Source organism: Streptomyces sp. NPDC016459, from assembly GCF_040632845.1.
GTDB lineage: Bacteria > Actinomycetota > Actinomycetes > Streptomycetales > Streptomycetaceae > Streptomyces.
This window is the reverse complement of record NZ_JBEYCR010000002.1, coordinates 328,135-346,826: the sequence shown is the minus strand read 5'-3', so window position 1 is coordinate 346,826 and position 18,692 is coordinate 328,135. Positions and strand designations below refer to the sequence as shown.

At 72.7% G+C, this 18,692-nt stretch carries 16 protein-coding genes; 4 read left to right on the top strand and 12 right to left on the bottom strand.

The window, feature by feature from the left end; all coding sequences use genetic code 11:
- Window positions 1-158: 158 nt before the first annotated feature.
- The 6 genes from ABZ567_RS07205 to ABZ567_RS07180 all read right to left on the bottom strand — a co-directional run bounded on the left by ABZ567_RS07205 (window position 159) and on the right by ABZ567_RS07180 (window position 7,819).
- Entirely contained in the window at window positions 159-1,211 is a 1,053-nt protein-coding gene (locus tag ABZ567_RS07205; protein WP_360785553.1) for a BMP family ABC transporter substrate-binding protein, read from the bottom strand.
- Window positions 1,212-1,553: 342 nt separating this feature from the next.
- On the bottom strand, window positions 1,554-2,774 hold the full coding sequence (locus ABZ567_RS07200) for an amidohydrolase (protein ID WP_360785551.1): 1,221 nt from the start codon (window positions 2,772-2,774) through the stop codon (window positions 1,554-1,556).
- A 116-nt stretch (window positions 2,775-2,890) separates the two neighbouring features.
- On the bottom strand, window positions 2,891-4,078 hold the full coding sequence (locus ABZ567_RS07195; RefSeq protein WP_360785549.1) for a hypothetical protein: 1,188 nt from the start codon (window positions 4,076-4,078) through the stop codon (window positions 2,891-2,893).
- Window positions 4,075-4,968 carry an N-acetylneuraminate synthase family protein gene (locus ABZ567_RS07190; RefSeq protein WP_360785548.1) on the bottom strand — a complete coding sequence of 298 codons (894 nt, stop codon included), beginning with the start codon at window positions 4,966-4,968 and terminating at the stop codon, window positions 4,075-4,077. Before ABZ567_RS07190 ends, ABZ567_RS07195 begins: the two co-directional genes overlap by 4 nt.
- 11 nt (window positions 4,969-4,979) lie before the next feature.
- Window positions 4,980-6,224 (bottom strand): acylneuraminate cytidylyltransferase, encoded by a 1,245-nt coding sequence (locus tag ABZ567_RS07185; RefSeq protein WP_360786500.1) that lies wholly within the window; start codon window positions 6,222-6,224, stop codon window positions 4,980-4,982.
- 305 nt (window positions 6,225-6,529) lie between these two features.
- On the bottom strand, window positions 6,530-7,819 hold the full coding sequence (locus ABZ567_RS07180; RefSeq protein ID WP_360785546.1) for a DUF6716 putative glycosyltransferase: 1,290 nt from the start codon (window positions 7,817-7,819) through the stop codon (window positions 6,530-6,532).
- 219 nt (window positions 7,820-8,038) lie between these two features.
- Here ABZ567_RS07180 and ABZ567_RS07175 point away from each other — a divergent pair, with 219 nt between their 5' ends.
- Both ABZ567_RS07175 and ABZ567_RS07170 read left to right on the top strand, forming a co-directional pair.
- Window positions 8,039-9,073, top strand: a complete 1,035-nt coding sequence (locus ABZ567_RS07175) for a glycosyltransferase family 2 protein (RefSeq protein WP_360785545.1) — start codon at window positions 8,039-8,041, stop codon at window positions 9,071-9,073.
- Window positions 9,070-10,392, top strand: coding sequence for a polysialyltransferase family glycosyltransferase (locus tag ABZ567_RS07170; RefSeq protein ID WP_360785543.1), 1,323 nt, complete (start codon window positions 9,070-9,072; stop codon window positions 10,390-10,392). The genes ABZ567_RS07175 and ABZ567_RS07170 overlap by 4 nt, the downstream gene beginning before the upstream one ends.
- A gap of 90 nt (window positions 10,393-10,482) precedes the next feature.
- On the opposite strand, the gene ABZ567_RS07165 is transcribed toward ABZ567_RS07170, so the two are convergent.
- From ABZ567_RS07165 to ABZ567_RS07155, 3 genes are all read right to left on the bottom strand, one after another.
- Window positions 10,483-11,304 carry a MerR family transcriptional regulator gene (locus ABZ567_RS07165; RefSeq protein ID WP_360785541.1) on the bottom strand — a complete coding sequence of 274 codons (822 nt, stop codon included), beginning with the start codon at window positions 11,302-11,304 and terminating at the stop codon, window positions 10,483-10,485.
- 37 nt (window positions 11,305-11,341) lie between these two features.
- Window positions 11,342-11,995: a leucine efflux protein LeuE gene (leuE, locus tag ABZ567_RS07160; RefSeq protein WP_360785539.1), complete on the bottom strand. Its 654-nt coding sequence runs from the start codon at window positions 11,993-11,995 to the stop codon at window positions 11,342-11,344.
- A 64-nt stretch (window positions 11,996-12,059) separates the two neighbouring features.
- Window positions 12,060-13,640 (bottom strand): methylmalonyl-CoA mutase family protein, encoded by a 1,581-nt coding sequence (locus ABZ567_RS07155; RefSeq protein ID WP_360785537.1) that lies wholly within the window; start codon window positions 13,638-13,640, stop codon window positions 12,060-12,062.
- Between the two features lie 205 nt (window positions 13,641-13,845).
- Between ABZ567_RS07155 and ABZ567_RS07150 the strand changes: the two genes are divergently transcribed.
- The gene (locus ABZ567_RS07150; protein WP_360785536.1) at window positions 13,846-14,712 is read left to right on the top strand and encodes a L,D-transpeptidase family protein; all 867 of its coding nucleotides are present in this window, start codon (window positions 13,846-13,848) and stop codon (window positions 14,710-14,712) included.
- A 156-nt stretch (window positions 14,713-14,868) separates the two neighbouring features.
- Here ABZ567_RS07150 and ABZ567_RS07145 read toward each other — a convergent pair whose 3' ends face one another.
- Entirely contained in the window at window positions 14,869-16,068 is a 1,200-nt protein-coding gene (locus tag ABZ567_RS07145; protein ID WP_360785534.1) for a hypothetical protein, read from the bottom strand.
- Window positions 16,068-16,757: an RNA polymerase sigma factor gene (locus ABZ567_RS07140; protein WP_360785532.1), complete on the bottom strand. Its 690-nt coding sequence runs from the start codon at window positions 16,755-16,757 to the stop codon at window positions 16,068-16,070. The genes ABZ567_RS07145 and ABZ567_RS07140 overlap by 1 nt, the downstream gene beginning before the upstream one ends.
- Before the next feature lie 428 nt (window positions 16,758-17,185).
- Here ABZ567_RS07140 and ABZ567_RS07135 point away from each other — a divergent pair, with 428 nt between their 5' ends.
- Window positions 17,186-17,923: a Clp protease N-terminal domain-containing protein gene (locus ABZ567_RS07135; RefSeq protein WP_360785530.1), complete on the top strand. Its 738-nt coding sequence runs from the start codon at window positions 17,186-17,188 to the stop codon at window positions 17,921-17,923.
- Between the two features lie 95 nt (window positions 17,924-18,018).
- Here ABZ567_RS07135 and ABZ567_RS07130 read toward each other — a convergent pair whose 3' ends face one another.
- Entirely contained in the window at window positions 18,019-18,579 is a 561-nt protein-coding gene (locus tag ABZ567_RS07130) for a hypothetical protein (RefSeq protein ID WP_360785528.1), read from the bottom strand.
- Window positions 18,580-18,692 lie beyond the last annotated feature (113 nt).

Genomic DNA, 18,692 nt, shown 5'->3' with positions numbered 1-18,692 from the left:
GAGTGGGAGCGGGGAGGGCAGGGCGGGGCGAAGTTATCGTGCCAGGGAGACATCTACACGCGTAGCGCTGCCGGAACGTGAAAACCTGTACGGGAAGGGGGCCCGGCCCGGTGGGGATCCCACCGTCGCCGGGCCCTTCAGTCAGTGACCCGCGGTCCTTACGGAGCGGTCTTGACCGTGATCTTGCCGTCGACGATGTCCTTCTTCGCCTTCGCCACGGCGGCGGTGACGTCGGTCATCTTCTTGTACGCCGGGTTGGAGTCGGCCAGGCCGACGCCGTCCGCGGCGAGGCCGTAGCGGATCTCACCGGTCTGCGGCTTGCCGTCCTTGACCGACTTGATCAGGTTGAAGACGGAGTCGGAGACGTCCTTGGTGACCGAGGTCAGGATGTGCTCCTTGTAGGAGGCGAGACCCGCCTGGTTGTACTGGTCGGAGTCGACGCCGATGGCCCACTTGCCGGCGGTCGCGGCGGCCTCGATCGAGCCGGAACCGGCCAGACCGGCGGCGGCGTAGATCACGTCGGCACCCTTGTCGAGCTGGCCCTGCGCGGCGGCCTTGCCGAGGTCGGGCTTGGAGAAGCCGTCGAAGTTCGGCGGCTGGGTCAGGTACTGGACGAGCACCTTCGCCTTGGGGTTGGTGTCCTTGACGCCCTGCGCGAAGCCCGCCTCGAACTTCTTGATCAGCGGGACCTCGACCCCGCCGATGAAGCCGACCGTGCCGGTCTTGGACGCCTTGGCGGCGGCGACGCCGGCCAGGTAGGAGCCCTGCTCCTCGTTGAAGACGAGGTTGGCGATGTTCGGGCCGGTCTTCGACGTGTCGTCGATGAGGCCGAAAGTGGTCTTCGGGTAGGCCTTGGCGACCTTCTCGATCGCCGGCGCGTAGGCGAAGCCGACGCCGATGACCGGGTTGTTGCCGGCGCGGGCGAGCGCGGTGAGGCGCTGCACCTTGTCGGCGTCGCCCTCGCCCTCCGAGGGCTCGGCCTCGGAGCCCTTGACGTCGAGCTCGTCCTCGGCCTTCTTCAGGCCGGCGTAGGCGGCGTCGTTGAAGGACTGGTCGCCGCGGCCGCCGATGTCGTACGCGATGGCGGCCTTGGCGGCCTTCGAGTCCGTCCCGGAGCCGGAGTCGTTCGAAGACTTGCCACACGCGGTGGCGGAGAGGGCGAGAGCCGCGGAGGCGATGCCCACGGTCGTGATCCTGGTGATCCGGCGCAAGAGGAGGGTCCCTTCAAGACTGACCGAAAGCGCCTCTTCCGGCGCTGGTTTCGCGGCGATCGTAACGCGCGTAGATGTCAGTTAAAGACCCGTTCATGAGTCGTTATCGGATCGTCGCGTACCGGCCGGCGAGCCGGCCGGGGGCGTTCGGCCCGGTACGGCCGGTTATACCGCCGGGAACGGACGGCGGGACGGGGGCCGGGGCCGCGCCACGCCGGGTTGTGGGCCGATGGGGGGACGGCGGTCGGCCGGACGGATGACGGGTCCGTCCGGCCGGGGTCACGGCCTCGTCGGGGCACCCGGCCGGGCCGGGGAGGGGCCCCCGAGAGGGGCTGCCGGGGTTCAGACGCCCGGCGCGGCGTCCAGGAGGGCCGCGGCGGTGAAGAGCTCCACCGCGGTCTCGATGCAGCGCTCGTCCACGTCGAAGTCGCCGGCGTGCAGGTCGCGGACGCGGGTGTCACCGGGGGTGCGGACGCCGAGGCGGGCCATGGCGCCGGGGACGTGCTCCAGGTACCAGGAGAAGTCCTCGCCGCCGAGGCTCTGCTCGGTGTCCTCGATCGCGTGCGTCCCGCGGCGGGCGGCCATGGCGTCGTGGAGCAGTTCGGTGACGCCCGCGTCGTTGACGACCGGGGGGACGCCGCGGACGTAGTTCACGGTCGACTTGGCGCGGTGCAGGGTCGCGATCTCGTCGATCGCCGCGTGCACCAGGTCGGGGGCCTCGCGCCAGGTCGGCAGGTCGAGGCAGCGGACGGTGCCGGAGAGCTCCGCGTGCTGGGGGATGACGTTCGGCGCGTGGCCGGACTCGATGCGTCCCCAGGTGACCGAGAGGCCCGACCGGGCGTCCACGCGGCGGGCCAGGACGGCGGGCACGTCGGTGGCGACCCGGGCGGCGGCGGTGACGAGGTCGGTGGTGAGGTGCGGGCGTGCGGTGTGGCCGCCGGGCCCGTCGAGGGTGACTTCGAGACGGTCGCAGGCGGAGGTGATGGGGCCGGAGCGCAGTCCGATCTTGCCGGCGTCGACCCGGGGGTCGCAGTGGACGGCGATGATCCGGCCGACTCCGTCCAGGACCCCGGCCGCGACGGCGTCGGCGGCGCCGCCGGGGAGGACCTCCTCGGCGGGCTGGAAGATCAGCCGCACGGCGTTGGGCAGCAGGCCCTGCCGGTCCAGTTCGGCGAGGACGAGTCCGGCGCCGAGGACGGTGGTGGTGTGGACGTCGTGTCCGCAGGCGTGCGCGCGGTTGGCCACCGTGGAGGCGTAGGCGACCGTCTTGACGTCGGGGATGGGCAGCGCGTCGAGGTCGGCGCGGATCGCCAGCATGGGGCGGCGGTGGTCCGGGACGCCGATGTCGCAGATGAGCCCGGTGCCGGCCGGAAGGACCTTCGGCGCGAGGCCGGCCGCCTCGAGGCGGGCCTTCAGCGCGGCGGTCGTACGGAACTCCTGGTTCCCCAGCTCCGGGTGCATGTGCACGTCTCTGCGGAAGCCGATCAGCTCGACGCGCAGGGTGTCGGACAGCTTTCCGGGCAGGGTGACGGAGTCTGGCTCACGGGAGGTCAACTGGTTCACCTTTTGAAGGGTAGGCCTTCAGACAGGTCAACTGCCCGTTGATCACCAAATGTTCAACCCGTTAGGGGAAAGAAACTCCGTTCACCAGGCATGAAGGCCTTTCCATGTGGGTAGGGTCACCCGAATCCGAGCCGGTCGGAGGGCGTCGCCGCCCGTGCGGTGAGGCGGTCCACCTCGTGGGCCGCGGTGCCGGCCACCCCGGACAGAAAGCCCTGGGCACGCGGTGAGGCGCTCTCCCGCAGCCACTCCGGCGCGATCTCGCAGACCGCGACCTTCACCCCGGTCCCGGCGAGGGCGAGCGGCAGGGTGTGCACGACCGTGGACGGGAAGCTGACAATCGTACGGCCGACGGGGCCGCGCCGGGCGATCAACTCCAGGGGCAGCTCGGGCCTGACCACCTGGAGACCGGTCTCGACCGCGATGCGGTGCAGCTTCTCGGCGCTCTCCCTGCGGTGCGCGAAGTAGCGGGTGGCGCCGTGGGTGCGGGCCAACTCCCCCACCACCCGGTCGTAGTGGTCGGCGTCGACCACGCCCGTCTCGACGAGCGAGGTACCCACCAGGTCCGCGCCGCCGGTGAGCAGCGGCGGGCCGAACCGGGCGCGGGTCCAGGCGAAGGAGTTCTCGGTGACCTCGATGCCCTCGGGGGCCTCGACGGGCAGTGAGGTGAAGATCTCGACCGTACGGCCGGGGGCCGGGGCGAGGCGCCGCCGGGCGAGCGAGGTCACCGGGGCGAGGACCAGCTCGCGCGGGCCGAGGCGGCCCTTGCGGTGCCAGCGCACCAGGCGCTCGCCCCGGCCGATCTGGGCGGCGAACTCCATGGTCGCGGTGCCGTCGTCGACCACCGTCAGGTGCCGGGGGCCGAACAGGGTCAGGAGCAGCTGGACGTACCGGGAGAACGGGTCCCCGATGATCACCCGCTCCGCCGAGCGCAGCGGCCGGGCGAGCTCCCGCAGGGTGCGGACGAGCGAGCCGCGGCCGCCGCGGGCCTCCTGCCAGCGGACGGTGAGGCCCTCGTCGCGGGCCAGCTGCGCCATCCGGCGCAGCTGGCCGCGCGACATGGGGTCGGTCGGCGACAGGACGACGACCGTGAGGGGCGGGGTGGCGTCCGCGGGGCCGGTCGGGGGCGCCGCGCTCGTCGGCGCCGTCGGGACCGGCAGGCCGGGCCCGGCGAGGGCGCCGTCCGCCGTGCCCGGCCGGTCCGCCCCTGCCGGACGGCCGTCCGGGGCGTAAGCCTGCGTGTGCGCCCATTCCAGGACGTTCAGAAGCTGGACCGGGCTCTCGACGAACGCCAGCTGCCCGGTCATGCGGCGACGAGCCCCTGGACCCGGCGGAGCTTCTTCATCGGGCCGAGCTCCGACTCGTAGACCTTCTTGACGCCGTCGCCGAGGGCGGCCTCGATGGTGCGGATGTCGCGGACCAGGCGCTGGAGGCCCTGCGGCTCGACGGAGGCGGCCTGGTCGGAGCCCCACATGGCGCGGTCGAGGGTGATGTGACGCTCGACGAAGGTGGCACCGAGGGCGACGGCGGCCAGCGTGGTCTGCAGGCCCGTCTCGTGGCCGGAGTAGCCGATCGGGACGTTCGGGTACTCCTCCTGGAGCGTCTGGATGACGCGGAGGTTGAGCTCCTCGGCCTTGGCCGGGTAGGTCGAGGTGGCGTGGCAGAGCAGGATGTTGTCGCTGCCGAGGACCTCGACCGCGTGCCGGATCTGCTTCGGCGTCGACATGCCGGTGGAGAGGATGACCGTACGGCCGGTGGCGCGCAGGGCGCGCAGCAGCTCGTCGTCGGTGAGGGAGGCGGAGGCGACCTTGTGGGCGGGGACGTCGAACTTCTCCAGGAAGGCGACGGCCTCGGTGTCCCACGGGGAGGCGAACCAGTCGATGCCGCGCTTCCTGCAGTGCTCGTCGATGGCGCGGTACTGGGTCTCGTCGAACTCGACGCGGTGGCGGTAGTCGATGTACGTCATCCGGCCCCAGGGGGTGTCGCGCTCGATGTCCCACTGGTCGCGCGGGGTGCAGATCTCGGGAGTGCGCTTCTGGAACTTCACGGCGTCGCAGCCGGCCTCGGCGGCCACGTCGATGAGGGCGAAGGCGTTGTCGAGGTCACCGTTGTGGTTGATGCCGATCTCGCCGGTGATGTAGACGGAGTGGCCGGGGCCCGCGGTCTTGTCGCCGAGGGTGCGGATTCGGGTGTTCATGGTGCTGTTCCTTACGCGTCGGGGGTGTTGAGCTCGGGTCCGAGGAGCCAGGCGGCGATCTCGCGGATCGCTCCTGAGCCGCCCGGGGTGACGGTGACCGCGCGGGCCGCGGCCCGTACGGAGTCGTGGGCGCTGCTCACCGCGACGGGCCAGCCGACGAGGTGGAAGCAGGGCAGGTCGTTGACGTCGTTTCCGGCGTAGAGCACGCGCTGCGGGTCGATGCCCTCGGCGTCGCACCACTCCTTGAGCGCCCGGTCCTTGCGGTCGATGCCGTGCAGGACGGGGATCTTGAGCTTGCGGGCGCGGGCGGCGACGACGGCGTTCTGCTCGGTGGAGAGGATGAGGACGGGCAGGCCGGCGCGGCGCAGGGCCGCGATGCCGAGGCCGTCGCCGCGGTGCGCGGAGACGAACTCACGCCCCTCGGCGTCGAGGTGGACCCGGTCGTCGGTCTGGGTGCCGTCGAAGTCGAGGACCACGGCGTCGATGTCGGCGAAGCCGGGGGTGGCCGGGGTGTCGGAGTCCTCGAAGAGTGGCGCGATCGCACGGGCCCGAGCCAGGTCGTGCGGGTCGTCGATCTCCAGGACCCGGGCGGGGTCGGTGACGACGAGCGCGGTACGGCCGAAGAAGCGGTGCCGGTGGGTACGGAAGCCGGCCGCGTCCATGGCGTAGACGGCGCCGGTCTCCAGGTACTCGGGCTCCCGGTCCTGGCGGCGGGGGCGGTGCGCCTTGTCGTGGTTGACGCCGGTGGCGCCGTCGTCGACCGTGTCGCGCCAGAGGAAGCCGTGGGAGGGGGCCGCCGTGAAGGCCGTGTCGGCGGCGCCGGAGGTGATGCGCTCGGCGGTCTCCGCGACCTCGGCGGAGGTGAGGAACGGGCTCGTGCACTGGACGAGGAGGACGACGTCGGCCGGGCGGCCGTGGGTGGCCTCGAAGGCGTCCATCGCGTGCAGGACGGCTGCCTCGCTGGTGGCGGTGTCGCCCGCGATCTCGGCGGGCCGCCGCACGGCCTCGGCCCCGGCGGTGCGGGCGGCGGCCGCGATGCCGGCGTCGTCGGTGGAGACGACGACGTGGGTGACGGGGCGGGCACCGAGGCAGGCGTGGACGGCGCGGGACACCAGGGGGACGCCGGCGACCGGGGCGAGGTTCTTGGCGGGGACGCCCTTGGATCCTCCCCGCGCGGGGATCACGGCGAGCACGGTGGCGGGGGGCGGCGCCACGGTGGACTGCGCGGGCGCGGGCTGCGTGGCCGTCGGCTCCATGGCGGTGGGCTGCGCGGGCGCGGGCTGCGTAGCCGTCGGCTCCATGGCGGTGGACTGCGCGGGCGCGGGCTGCGTAGCCGTCGGCTCCATGGCGGTGGACTGCGCGGCCGCGGGCTGCGTAGCCGTCGGCTCCATGGCGGTGGGCTGCGCGGCCGCGGGCTGCGTAGCCGTCGGCTCCGTCTCGGTGGGCTGCGCGGCCGCGGGCTGCGTGGCCGTCGGCTCCGTCTCGGTGGGCTGCGCGGCCGCGGGCTGCGGCGCCGTCCGTCCCGCGGGCGGGTTCGCGGGCGGCTGGGCGGTGGCGGGCATCAGAGTTCTCCCAGGCGGCGGATGACGGGTGCGACGCGTTGCACGCCGTGGCGGTACGCGCCCCGCGCGGCCTCGCGGACGATCCGGCGCAGGCCGCTCTCGCGGGTCTCCGGCGCGGTGACGTCCAGGCGGTGGCGGGCGAGGATCCCGGGCAGGTAGCCGGGCGCCGTCTCCGCGGTGTAGTAGGGGGTGATCGGGGGCGGCGCGGGCAGGGCCAGGAGCTCGGCGACCCGGTCGCGGGCCGCGTCGAAGGCGCGCTCGTACCCTCCGTCGGACGCGACGCCCTGCCGGGCCAGCCAGGTCTCGTCGGGCGTCGGGGCGAGCCCCTTGTCGAGCCGGTCGAAGGAGGCCAGCAGGCCCGAGCCGACGAAGTGGTGGTTGCCGAGCGCCTCGCGGACCCCGAGGTCGGTGAGGATCGCGGTGGGGATGCGGCGGTGCAGGGCTTCGAGCGCGGCCGTGGAGGAGACGGTGACCAGGAGGTCGGTACGGTCGAGGACCTCGCCCATGTGTCCGTACACCAGGCGGAAGTTGGCGGGCGGGTCGAGCTCGCGGACCAGCTTCTGGAACGGGAACTCCTCCAGGTGCGTGGTGTGCTCGCCCGGCTTGGAGCGGAGCTTGAGGAGCACCTCGCGGCCCGGGTGGAGGCGGGCGTGGGCGATCAACCGCCGCAGCACGTAAGCGCGTTCGGTCCGGGTGGCGGGCACGGACGGCTGGGCGGCGAAGACCAGGGTGTCGCGGCCGGTCTCGGGTGCGTACGGGGCGCCGCCGAGGAAGGGCAGGGCGGCCTCGACGACCGAGTCGGCTCCGGCGCCCACCCCCTCGTACACGGCGCGGAAGCGCTCCGCGTCGTGGCGGGAGTTGGCGAGGACGACGTCGGCGCCGTGGCGCAGCAGCAGGCCGTCGGTGAGCTTCTCGTAGACGACGCCGACGTAACCGGTGACGATCACCGGGCGCCGGTCAAGGCAGAGATCGGCCAGGCCCTGGAGGACGGCCCGGACGGTGCCGCCGACGAGGGCGAGGACGACGACGTCGTATCCCTCGCCGCGCGCCTCCGCGTCCCGTACCGCACGCAGGAACTCCGCGCCCGTCACCTCGCTCGGGGTGGTCGTGGACACCCCTGTCTCCGCGAGTTGCCGCGCGGTGGGCGTCGCCCGTCCACGTAGGACGAATCCGGTGGGTTCGGCGGTCGCCGTGGTGATGCGGCGCGCGGTGAGCGCGCCCCATTTCCACCGGGTGTCGGAGTCGGCGAGTACGGCGACCCGTATCGCTTCTCTGCTACTTCCTTGCACGCCGAGGACGCTAGAAGGGCATTCCGCTTTTCGGCCCAACTGGACCACAACAACCGGTGAACAGAGCCTCTCCGCCTGTTGAAGTGGGCCGGGATCCGGACTTCCGGGGGCCGGATCCGCCTTCGAGGAAAGGCGGTTAATCGGCCCGCCGCTTGGTGTTCACCGCATGGCTGCCCACCGGTCGGTGGGAAGGCCGGGGCGGCGCCTAGCGTCGGCCGCGTGGTCAAGCTCTCCGTCGTCGTGCCGTTCTACAACGTGCAGACATACGCCCCCGACACCCTCACGAGCCTGCGGGCCAACGCCCGGGAGGACTTCGAGTTCCTGCTCGTCGACGACTGCTCGTCGGACGGGACTCCGGAACTCCTCGAACGGGCCGCGCGCGAGCTCCCGGGTGCCGTCCTGATCAGGCACGAGCACAACGAGGGCCTCGCCACGGCCCGCAACACCGGCCTCGACGCCGCCCGCGGCGAATACCTCACCTTCCTCGACGGGGACGACTGGCTCGCCCCCGGCTACTACTCCCGCCTGGTCGCGGCGGCCGAGGACCTCGGCTGCGACTTCCTGCGCACCGACCACGTCACCGTCACCGGCCGGAACCGCGGCATCCGCCGTGCGCCGGTCCCCCGGCGCGGCGAGGTGCTGAACCCGCGGGACGCGATCCTGCCGGCGCACCGGACGACCTCGGTCGACTACCCGTACGCCTGGGCCGGGATCTACCACCGGCGGCTCCTGGACCGCGGCCTGCTGCACTTCCCGCACGGTCTGCGGACGGCCGAGGACCGGCCGTGGATCTGGAAACTGCACCGGGAGGCTGAATCGTTCGCCGCGATCGGTGAACTCGGCGTCTTCTACCGGCGCGGGGTGGCCACGTCGCTCACCCAGATCGGCGACGTACGGCAATTGGATTTCATCCGCGCATTCGACCAGGTGATCGAGGAGACGGCGAAAGACATGGACGCCGATCTCCTCCTTCCGAAGGCCGTCCGCACCTATTGCGCGGTGATCTCCCATCACATCGGTTCCGTCGACAAATTCGAGCCGGAAGTGGCCCGTCAGCTGAAGGCGATGAGCGCGGGCGCGCTGCGGCGGATGCCGCAGGCGGTCCTGGACGAGGCCCTGACGGCGATGGGAGGGGACCGCGCGACGATGCTGCGCAGGCTGCGCCGCCGCCGACCGGCACCACCGCCGACCCCGGCCCCGGGCGCGGGTCCGGGCGCAGGTGCCGCTGCCGCCTCCGCGGGGGTGGCAGCGTGAGCGCCCGCCGGACCACCCAGATCTTCTGCGCCTCCACCCTCTACGGGGCGGTGACGCTCGCCGCCGCCGTGGACAGCGGCTGCTTCGGCACCGCCGACCGCCGGATCCTCCTCGTCACCAACAACGCGGCCGTGCCGGAGACCACCCCGCCCCTGGACGCGGCCGAGGGCTTCGACCGGCTGCGCGGCCGCTTCGACTCCGTGCTGTCCTGGAACGAGACGATCTCCCCGCTCCACCCGGGCGGCTGGACCCCGCGTCCCGGCGATCTGCCGCTCCTCCAGCGCCATCTGCGCAAGCTCTGGAACCTCGGCGACGATCGCGTCGAACTCGCCCTGGAGTCCCTCCAGGTGACCCCCGCGCTCGCCATCGCCCAGCTGCTGCCCGACGCGCCGATCACGGTGTACGCGGACGGTCTGATGAGCTACGGGCCGACCCGGAACAAGATCGACCCGCTGATCGGCGGGCGCGTCGGCCGACTGCTCCACCTGGACCTCGTCACCGGCCTGTCGCCGCTGCTGCTCGCCGAGTTCGGGGCCGTACCGGAGGCCGTACCGACGGAGGCGTTCACCAAGGTCGTCGAGGAGCTCGCGGGCCCCGGGCGCGCCGGGGAGGAGCGGGACCGGCCCGCCCTGCTCCTCGGCCAGTACCTGGCGGCGCTCAGCCTGCTGACCGCCGCCGAGGAGGAGGAGCTGCACCTGCGGATGGTCCGGGGGGCGATCGCCAGGGGCCACCGGCGGCTCGTCTTCAAGCCGCACCCGACAGCGCCCGACGCCTGGTCGCGGACGCTGGTGCGCGAGGCGGAGGAGCTCGGTGCCGAACTGACCGTCGAGGACCGGCCGGTGCTCGCCGAGGTGCTCTACGGCGAGCTGCGGCCCGCGCTCGTCGTCGGCTGCTTCTCCACGGCGCTGCTGACCGCGCGGACGTTCTACGGGCTGCCGGTCGCCCGGGTCGGCACGGACGCGCTCCTGGAGCGGCTCACCCCGTTCCAGAACAGCAACCGCATCCCGCTCACCGTCGTGGACGCCGTCGTACCGCCCCTTGAGGAAGGGGAGGCCGGTGCCGCCGAGGTCGGTACGCCGGAGCTGAACGACCTGGTCGCGGCGGTCGGTTTCGCGATGCAGCCGAAGATCCGGCCGGAGCTGCGGGAGCCGGCGGTACGGCATCTGTCGGGGCCGCTCGCCGAGCGCACCCGGCACCACTTCACCCGCCGCCGCCTCACCGTCCTGGACCTGCCCGGCGGTCTGCCGCTCCCCCGCCATCCGCGGGTCCGCAGGCTCGCCCGCCGGGCCCTGCGACTGCGAAGGGCGCTGAAGCGGTAGCGGTACTGGAAGCGGTGGCGGTACGCCTGCGGGCCCGGGACCTCAGGGGTTCCGGGCCCGCGGGGGTTCCGGGCCCGCGAGCGTGAGCGCTCAGGCGCGGACGATGGCCTCCTGGAGCTCCGTGACCCACTGCGAGCGGTCCTCGGGGCACTCCAGGTACAGCTCGCGGGCGTAGCGCCGCGACCGGTAGCCGTTGGCCTCGATCCAGCGGGCCAGGGTCTGGGCCGTGGGCAGGATGGTGTCCATCGAGCCCCGGTGGACGACGGTCGCCGCCTCCTCGATGCCGGGCAGGACGTGCACCTCGACGTCTTCCACGGCCGTGCCCTCGGGGACGGTCATGGCGGCGTGCACGAGGACCGAGCCGTCACCCCTGCCCGCGTCCTCGTAGTAGGCGATCCCCGGGCCGTATCCGGTGACCCCCGCGGCCCGCAGGCGGCCGCACAGCTCGTCGTACAGGGGGCCGATGACCGGGCCGATGTCGTGGGGCCCGAAGCTCGCGGCGACCGCGCTCAGCTCGGCGACGCGGACGGCGGGGATCTTCTTGACGACGACGTCCTGGGTGGACATGCGTCCCTCGCTCTCGATGGCTCGGAGCCGCGCGCCGACCTGGGCGAGCCGGGCCCGCGCCTCCGCCAGGGCCGCTTCCAGCTCGGCCTGGCGCAGTCGCAGCATGCCCCGCAGCTCGTCCGCGCCGAGGCGCTCGTCGAGGATGGCGCCCACCTGTTCGAGGGTGAAGCCGAGGTCCTTGAGCGCGATGACGCGGTTGAGCCGGGCGAGCTGGTCCGCCTCGTAGAAGCGGTAGCCGCTGTGCGGGTCGACGTGGGCCGGGCGCAGCAGTCCGATGGCGTCGTAGTGGCGCAGCATGCGGACCGACACCCGCCCGTGCCGGGCGAAGTCTCCGATGGTGTACATGACGGCCCCTACGGAACGGGCTCACACGGTGTGAGGGTCAAGCGGCGCTGGTGAGGGAGAGCTTCGCGGCGAAGCCGAGGAAGAGCGCGCCCGCGGCGGAGGTCGCCCCCGCCGAGAGCCTCCTGCGGCGGCGGAAGGTGGCGGCGAGTCGTGTCCCGCCGAAGATGAGCGTGGTCAGGTAGAGGAAGCTGCCGAGCTGGAGCAGACCGCCGAGGACCAGGAAGGAGAGCGCCGGGTAGGCGTAGGAGGGGTCCACGAACTGCACGAAGAACGAGATGAGGAAGAGGATCGCCTTCGGGTTGAGCAGGCTGATGAGGAGCGCGCGGCGGTACGGGCGCTCGACCGGCCCGCCGGTCGTGGCCTGCTCGGGCTCCGTCGTCTCGCGCCGGTCGCGCCACATCGCCAAGGCCGCCCGCAGCATCCCGTACGCCATCCAGGCCAGGTAGCCCGCGCCCGCGTACTTCACGATCATGAAGAGGAGCGGGGTGGTCTGGAGCAGCGAGGCGGCGCCGAGTGCGGCCAGGGTCATGAGGATGGTGTCGCCGGTGAACACCCCGGCAGCGGCCTTGTATCCGGTCCGGGTGCCCTTGCGGGCGGCGACGGACAGCACGTACAGCGAGTTCGGCCCCGGGAGGAGAATGATGAGGACGAGCCCGGCGAGATAGGTCGGCAGATCGGTGACACCCAGCATGAGGCGGAGTGTCGCACACGGGTACGACACTCCGCTGTGACCTGCGTCGTGAGCGCCCTGCGGCCTAGAACGCGTCGGTCGGGACGTAGGTGCCCCAGACCTCCCGCAGCGCGTTGCAGACCTCGCCGACGGTGGCGCGGGCCCTGAGGGCGTCCTTCATCGGGTACAGGACGTTGGCTGTGCCCGCGGCCGCCTCCTTCAGGGCGGTGAGCGCCCTGTCCACGGCCGCCTGGTCGCGCTCGGCGCGCAGTCGCGAGAGGCGTTCGGCCTGCTGGGCCTCGATCGCCGGGTCGACGCGCAGCGGCTCGTAGGGCTCCTCGACGTCGATCGTGTAGCGGTTGACGCCGACGACGACCCGCTCGCCGCTGTCGGTCTCCTGGGCGATCCGGTAGGCGGAGCGCTCGATCTCGCCCTTCTGGAAGCCTCGCTCGATCGCGGCGACCGCGCCGCCCATGTCCTCGACCCGGTCCATCAGCTCCAGGGCGGCGGCCTCGACGTCGTCGGTCATCTTCTCGACGACGTAGCTGCCGGCGAAGGGGTCGACGGTGGCGGTGACGTCCGTCTCGTACGCGAGGACCTGCTGGGTGCGCAGCGCGAGGCGGGCGGACTTGTCCGTCGGCAGGGCGATGGCCTCGTCGAAGGAGTTGGTGTGCAGCGACTGCGTGCCGCCGAGGACGGCCGCGAGGCCCTGGACGGCGACGCGCACCAGGTTGACCTCGGGCTGCTGGGCGGTGAGCTGCACGCCCGCGGTCTGGGTGTGGAAGCGGAGCATCAGCGACTTGGGGTTCTTCGCGCCGAACTCCTCCTTCATGACGCTCGCCCAGATCCGCCGGGCCGCACGGAACTTCGCGACCTCCTCCAGGATCGTCGTGCGGGCCACGAAGAAGAAGGAGAGCCGGGGCGCGAAGTCGTCCACGTCCATGCCCGCGGCGACGGCGGTGCGGACGTACTCGATGCCGTCCGCGAGGGTGAACGCGATCTCCTGCGCGGGCGACGCTCCGGCCTCGGCCATGTGGTAGCCGGAGATCGAGATGGTGTTCCACTTGGGGATCTCGGTCCGGCAGTACCTGAAGATGTCCGCGATCAGCCGCAGCGAGGGCTTCGGCGGGAAGATGTACGTGCCGCGGGCGATGTACTCCTTGAGCACGTCGTTCTGGATGGTGCCGGTCAGCTGGTCGGCGGGCACACCCTGCTCCTCGCCGACGAGCTGGTAGAGGAGGAGAAGGAGGGCTCCGGGAGCGTTGATGGTCATCGACGTGGAGACCTTGTCGAGCGGGATCCCGTCGAACAGGATCCGCATGTCGTCGATCGAGTCGATGGCGACGCCGACCTTGCCGACCTCGCCCGAGGAGATCGGCGCGTCCGAGTCGTGGCCCATCTGCGTCGGCAGGTCGAAGGCGACGGAGAGGCCCGTCGTGCCGTTGGCGATGAGCTGCTTGTAGCGGGCGTTGGACTCGACGGCGGTGCCGAAGCCCGCGTACTGGCGCATGGTCCAGGGCCGGCCGGTGTACATCGACGGGTACACGCCCCGGGTGAAGGGGTACGCGCCGGGCTCGCCCAGCTTCTCGGCCGGGTCCCAGCCGTCCAGGGCGTCCGGTCCGTAGACCGGTTCGATGGGCAGTCCCGACTCCGACTCGCGCGCCATGCGTGGTGCCTTCCCGATAGATGTGCCGGCTGGTTACTCAGCGGTACGGCTCCTCGCGACGGACTGTAGCGGCGGGTGTCCGGGGGGTGGAGAGCAGCACGCTGGGACCTTCCTCACAGCATGCGCGGTCCCTGGTCCGCCGGCGCAACCGCACACGCGCGGAACGCATCCCTACGTACACACGATTCGTCTCGGGGGGCAATTGATGATGCGGTCTTCTTCCGTCATACGCAGAGCGGTACTGGCGGCGGCCGCGGTGGCCCTCGCCACCGGCTGTACGGCCCAGGCAGTCGGCGCGGGAGGCGGAACCGGCGTCGGCTCCGGCTCCGGCTCGGCAAGTCCGACGACGGCGCCGACGACCGTCGCTCCCGCTCCCACCGCGACCGCGACACCGACCGGGACCGCCACGCCCACCGGGACCGCGACACCGTCCTCCGGGCCCGCGGTCCTGATGGACGACGGGGACGAGAGCGAGCAGGTCCGCGAGCTCCAGGCGCGGCTGCGGCAGCTGGGGCACTTCGACAGGGCGCCCACGGGCTTCTACGGGACGAAGACGGCCGGTTCGGTCAAGGCCTTCCAGCGGAAGGGGGACCTGCCCCGGACGGGGTCGGTCGACGCGGCGACCTGGGAGAAGCTGCTCGGGGCGAGCCGGAGGCCGACCGCCGACGAGCTGAAGCCGGCCACCACGAACACGCTCGACACCCCCGACGCGCGGTGCATGACCGGCCGGGTGCTGTGCATCAGCAAGGAGAGCCGGACCCTGGCCTGGATGATCGACGGCAAGGTCGTCTCGGCGATGGACGTCCGTTTCGGTTCGGAGAACACCCCGACCCGGGAGGGCACCTTCGCCGTGGAGCGGAAGGTCCGTCAGGACTGGTCGAAGCTGTACCACACGCCGATGCCGCTCTCGATGTACTTCAGCCGCGGCCAGGCCGTGCACTACTCGTCGGACTTCGCGGCCCGCGGCTACGACGGAGGCTCGCACGGCTGCGTCAACGTCCGGGACCGGGCCAAGCTGACGACCCTCTTCGACCAGGTGAAGGTCGGCGACAAGGTCGTCGTCCACTGGTGACCCGGGAGGGGAGAAGAGAGGGCGCGGGTGGGACCGGGGGAACGTGTCCCACCCGCGCCGGGTGCGCGGAGCCGTAGGTACGGGGGGAACCCCGGCTCTCTGCGCGGCCGATGACCAGTCGGCACACTCCATACTGCGCCGACCGGCCGGGAAGTGTTACACCGCGAGCGGAACGCGTGCGGTGACGGCGGTCCCGAGGGGCGGCGCGGCGAAGAGCCGGACGGTGTCCGTGGCCGATCGGGCGGTGCCGCGGCGGTCCTCGGCGGCCGTTCCGGCACGGCTGTCCCGGGAGCCGCCGTCCTTGTCGTCCCGTCCGCCGTGCGACCCGTCCTCGGACCGGCCGTCGTTCCCGCCGCCGCCCCTGGGGGCGTCCTTCGAGCCGCCCTCGGGGTGGCCCTCGGCGTCGTCCTTGTCGTCCCCGGAGTCGCCCTTGGGGTCCTTGGTCTCGTCCTTGGCCCCGCCCTCGGGCGCGCCCGTACCGCCGCCGAGGATCCGGTCGCAGTAGCGTCGCAGGCTCTCGCCGCCGCGCAGGTTGTTCGTGAGCTGCTTGCGGCCGGTGGCGTCGAGCCTTCCCGTCCGGTAGTCCCGGCAGGCCTTGACGGTCTTCGCCAGGGAGGTCGCACCGCCGGGCCTGACGTCCGTGCCGCCGGGGTCCGTTCCCGTGCCGCCGGAGTCCTTGCCCGTACCCGCCGTGCTCCTGGGCTTCGGGGTGCCGGGGCCCGTGGTGGCCGTGCCGTGGCCGTCGGCGCCTCCGGTGGGCGGTGCGGTGGTGGTGCCGGTGCCGGCGGAGGGGGACACGCCGGGCGTGGGTTCACCGTCGGCGCCCGGCCTCGTCGGGGGCGCCTCGGGATCCTCGCGTATGCCGGGTTCCTTGGAGACGAGCGTGTCGACGGTCTCCTCCGCCGTGACGGAGCTGGCGGGCGCCGGACCCACCAGCGGCAGCACACCTGTTCCGGCGGCGACGGCGACCCCTCCGACGGTGACGGCGGCAACCGCCGCGGCCAGTCCGTACCGCACGGACCGTCCCCAGCGGCGCCTCGGCGGGGAGACCGGCGTGAGCCGCACCCGTCCGAGGTCGGCGTGGAGGGTGCGGGCGTGCGGGGCTCCGTCCGTCGCGGCGGCGCGGGCGGAGGCGCGCTCGGCGGTGGCCTCGCGGAAGGCGGCGAGCGCGGCGGCCTCGCCCGGCAGTTCGCCGCTTCCGGCCGCGGGGAAGGCGGGAGTACGGGCCGTGTCGAGGGCCCGGGCGAGGCGCTCGGCCCCCGCGCGCGCGTGGTCGTCGACGGCGTCGACCGGCTCGCCGCGGAGCAGCCGCTCGGCGGACTCCTGGTCGAGCCACTGGTACCGCTCGTCGGCCATCACATGTCCTTCTGCGTACGGGGACGTGATTGCGTCACACCGCGGGGGGGCACGGACCCCGGCGGGCGCACGCGTTGCGGAGGCACACCGTCCAGGGCGGCGACGGCCTCGGCGGTGCCGTCCGCCCCGTCCGTGTCACCGTCGACTCCGAGGAGTTCGGCGAGCTTCTTCAGGCCGCGGTGGGCGGCGGTGCGTACGGCGCCGGGGCGTTTCCCCAGCGTGTCGGCGGCGCTCTTGGCGTCGAGACCGACGACGACGCGCAGGACGACGGCCTCGGCCTGGTCCTGCGGAAGCTGGGCGATCAGCCGCATGGTGTGTCCGGTGGCGAGGGCCTCCAGGGCCTCGCCCGCCGTGTCGGACGCGGCGGGCCTGTCGGTGAGTTCGTCCTCGTCGGCGCCGGACGCGGGGCGCCTGCCCCGCATCCGTATGTGGTCGAGGGCGCGGTTGCGGGCGATCCGCGCGGCCCAGCCGCGGAAGCGGTCCGCGTCGCCGTCGAACCGGTCGAGGTCGCGGGCGATCTGGAGCCAGGACTCCGAGGTGACGTCCTCGGCGTCGGCGTCGCCGACCAGTGTGCGTATGTAGCCGAGCAACCGTGGATGCACGGCGCGATACACAGTACGGAAGGCGTTCTCGTCCCCGTCCTGCGCAGCGAGCACCGCGGCCGTCAGCTCCGCGTCGTCCCCCAGCACTCCCCAAACCCTGTTCGTCGGTCGCGTGGTCGCGTCGTCGCTCCATCGCGGCTGGTCACCGCCACGCCGCCTCGCGCATCTGCACGCTACGTCGTGGCCGGGCGTCGCGTCCACGCGATCCGGGGTCTTTGTGCAACTTGCAACCTCCGGGCGAGGGCGTGCGAGGAGCGCTCGGGGCGCGTCCGGACGCGGGTGCGCGACGGTGTGACAGAAAACGCATCCCTGGCGCTGAATGGAGTACGGAGCCGTGCTGCGGGTCCGTGGACGACGACCGGGGTCTCTCCTGTGGGGGGTGGCGACCCCGGTCGTCTCCCATTTCCGGGGCCGTTTCGACTCCTTTTCGCACGCTTTTCCGCCGGGGGGAGTACACCCCTTTCACTGTCAACCGATGGTTGACAGTGAAAGACTGTCAACCTAGGGTTGCACTCATGACGAATCCAGTCGTTCCGACCGTTCCCGTCCGCCTCGACGAACTCATCGACGCGATCAAGAAGGTCCACCCCGACGCCCTGGAGCAGCTCTCCGGCGCCGTCATCGCGGCGGACCACCTCGGCGATGTCGCCGACCACCTCATCGGCCACTTCGTCGACCAGGCCCGTCGCTCCGGGGCCTCCTGGACCGACATCGGCCGCAGCATGGGCGTGACCCGTCAGGCGGCCCAGAAGCGCTTCGTGCCCAAGGAGCCGGACGCGGAGAAGATGGACCCGAACGCCGGGTTCAACCGCTTCACCCCCCGCGCCAGGAACGTGGTCATGGCGTCCCAGAACGAGGCCACGGCCGTCGGGAACGCCGAGATCACCCCCGCCCACCTGACGCTCGGCCTGCTCGCCGAGCCCGAGGGGATCGCGGCGTACTGGATCACCTCCCAGGGCGTGACCCTCGACCAGGTCCGCGAGGCCGCCGCCGCGACCCTGCCGCCGGGCGTCGACGAGCCGCCCACCCTCGTCCCGTACGACGCGGCGGCGAAGAAGGTCCTGGAACTGACGTTCCGCGAGGCGCTGCGCCTCGGCCACAACTACGTCGGCACCGAGCACATCCTGCTCGCCCTCCTGGAGCACGAGGACGGCACCGGCGTGCTCACCGGCCTCGGACTCGACAAGACCACGGCGGAGCGGCAGATCGCCGAGATCATCGCGTCGGCGACGGTCGAGGCGCCGGAGTCCTGACCGGACCGGCCTCCCAGGCGGTGCGGGCCCGGCATGAGCGGCCGGACCGGTTCCTCAGGCGGTGCGGGCCCGGCATGGGACGCCGGACCGGTTCCTCAGGCGGTGCGGGCCCGGCGTGAGACGACCGCGCGCAGCACCCGGCCGCCCTCGACGGAGAGTTCTCGTGCCCGGCGCAGACCGGTCGGGCCGTGGGCGACCGTTTCGAGGACGGCCTGCTGGCGGCGGAGCTCCCCGGCGAGCAGCGGGCCCGCGCCGTCCGTGTCCCCGGCCCGGCAGCGCTCGACGAGACCGTCGGGCACCTCGGCGGCGTCGTACCGTCCGTGCAGGGCGAGGGCGGTGCCGGAGCAGGCGTGGGCCCAGGCACGGAGGTCTCCGGCGGTCCAGGTCGCCGGGGCGGCGGCCAGCATCCCCCGTACGGCCGCGGCGTCCGCCGTACCGTCGGCGTCCAGTTCGACGCGGGCCTTGGCGACGGCCTCGCCCCAGGCGTTCCCGTCGCCGCGCGCGACGGCGGCCCAGACGGGCCGCAGGGCGTCGCCCCGGTCACCGGCGAGCAGGGGGAGGCAGCGGTCGAGGCAGGCGAGGCCGGCCGCGGCCAGGCCTCGCTCGTCGGCCCCGTCGATCAGTTCCAGCAGGCTCCGGCCGTTCCCCGACGCCATGGACGCCTCCTCGCCACCCGATGCGGACGCAGTACTTCCCCTACTGCGCCGGGGGGCGCTTTTTCGTCACTGCGCGGCCGGAATCATGCCAGTGGCTTTGGCGTGCTGCATAG

Excerpts from the sequence above, each read along its gene's own strand:
- ABZ567_RS07135 (WP_360785530.1), top strand. The coding sequence starts at position 17,186 with ATGACGAATCCAGTCGTTCCGACCGTTCCCGTCCGCCTCGACGAACTC.
- ABZ567_RS07185 (WP_360786500.1), bottom strand. The coding sequence starts at position 6,224 with ATGGAGCCGACGGCCACGCAGCCCGCGCCCGCGCAGTCCACCGTGGCG.
- leuE (WP_360785539.1), bottom strand. The coding sequence starts at position 11,995 with ATGCTGGGTGTCACCGATCTGCCGACCTATCTCGCCGGGCTCGTCCTC.
- ABZ567_RS07130 (WP_360785528.1), bottom strand. The coding sequence starts at position 18,579 with ATGGCGTCGGGGAACGGCCGGAGCCTGCTGGAACTGATCGACGGGGCC.
- ABZ567_RS07155 (WP_360785537.1), bottom strand. The coding sequence starts at position 13,640 with ATGGCGCGCGAGTCGGAGTCGGGACTGCCCATCGAACCGGTCTACGGA.
- ABZ567_RS07145 (WP_360785534.1), bottom strand. The coding sequence starts at position 16,068 with ATGGCCGACGAGCGGTACCAGTGGCTCGACCAGGAGTCCGCCGAGCGG.
- ABZ567_RS07190 (WP_360785548.1), bottom strand. The coding sequence starts at position 4,968 with ATGAACACCCGAATCCGCACCCTCGGCGACAAGACCGCGGGCCCCGGC.
- ABZ567_RS07195 (WP_360785549.1), bottom strand. The coding sequence starts at position 4,078 with ATGACCGGGCAGCTGGCGTTCGTCGAGAGCCCGGTCCAGCTTCTGAAC.
- ABZ567_RS07150 (WP_360785536.1), top strand. The coding sequence starts at position 13,846 with ATGATGCGGTCTTCTTCCGTCATACGCAGAGCGGTACTGGCGGCGGCC.
- ABZ567_RS07165 (WP_360785541.1), bottom strand. The coding sequence starts at position 11,304 with ATGTACACCATCGGAGACTTCGCCCGGCACGGGCGGGTGTCGGTCCGC.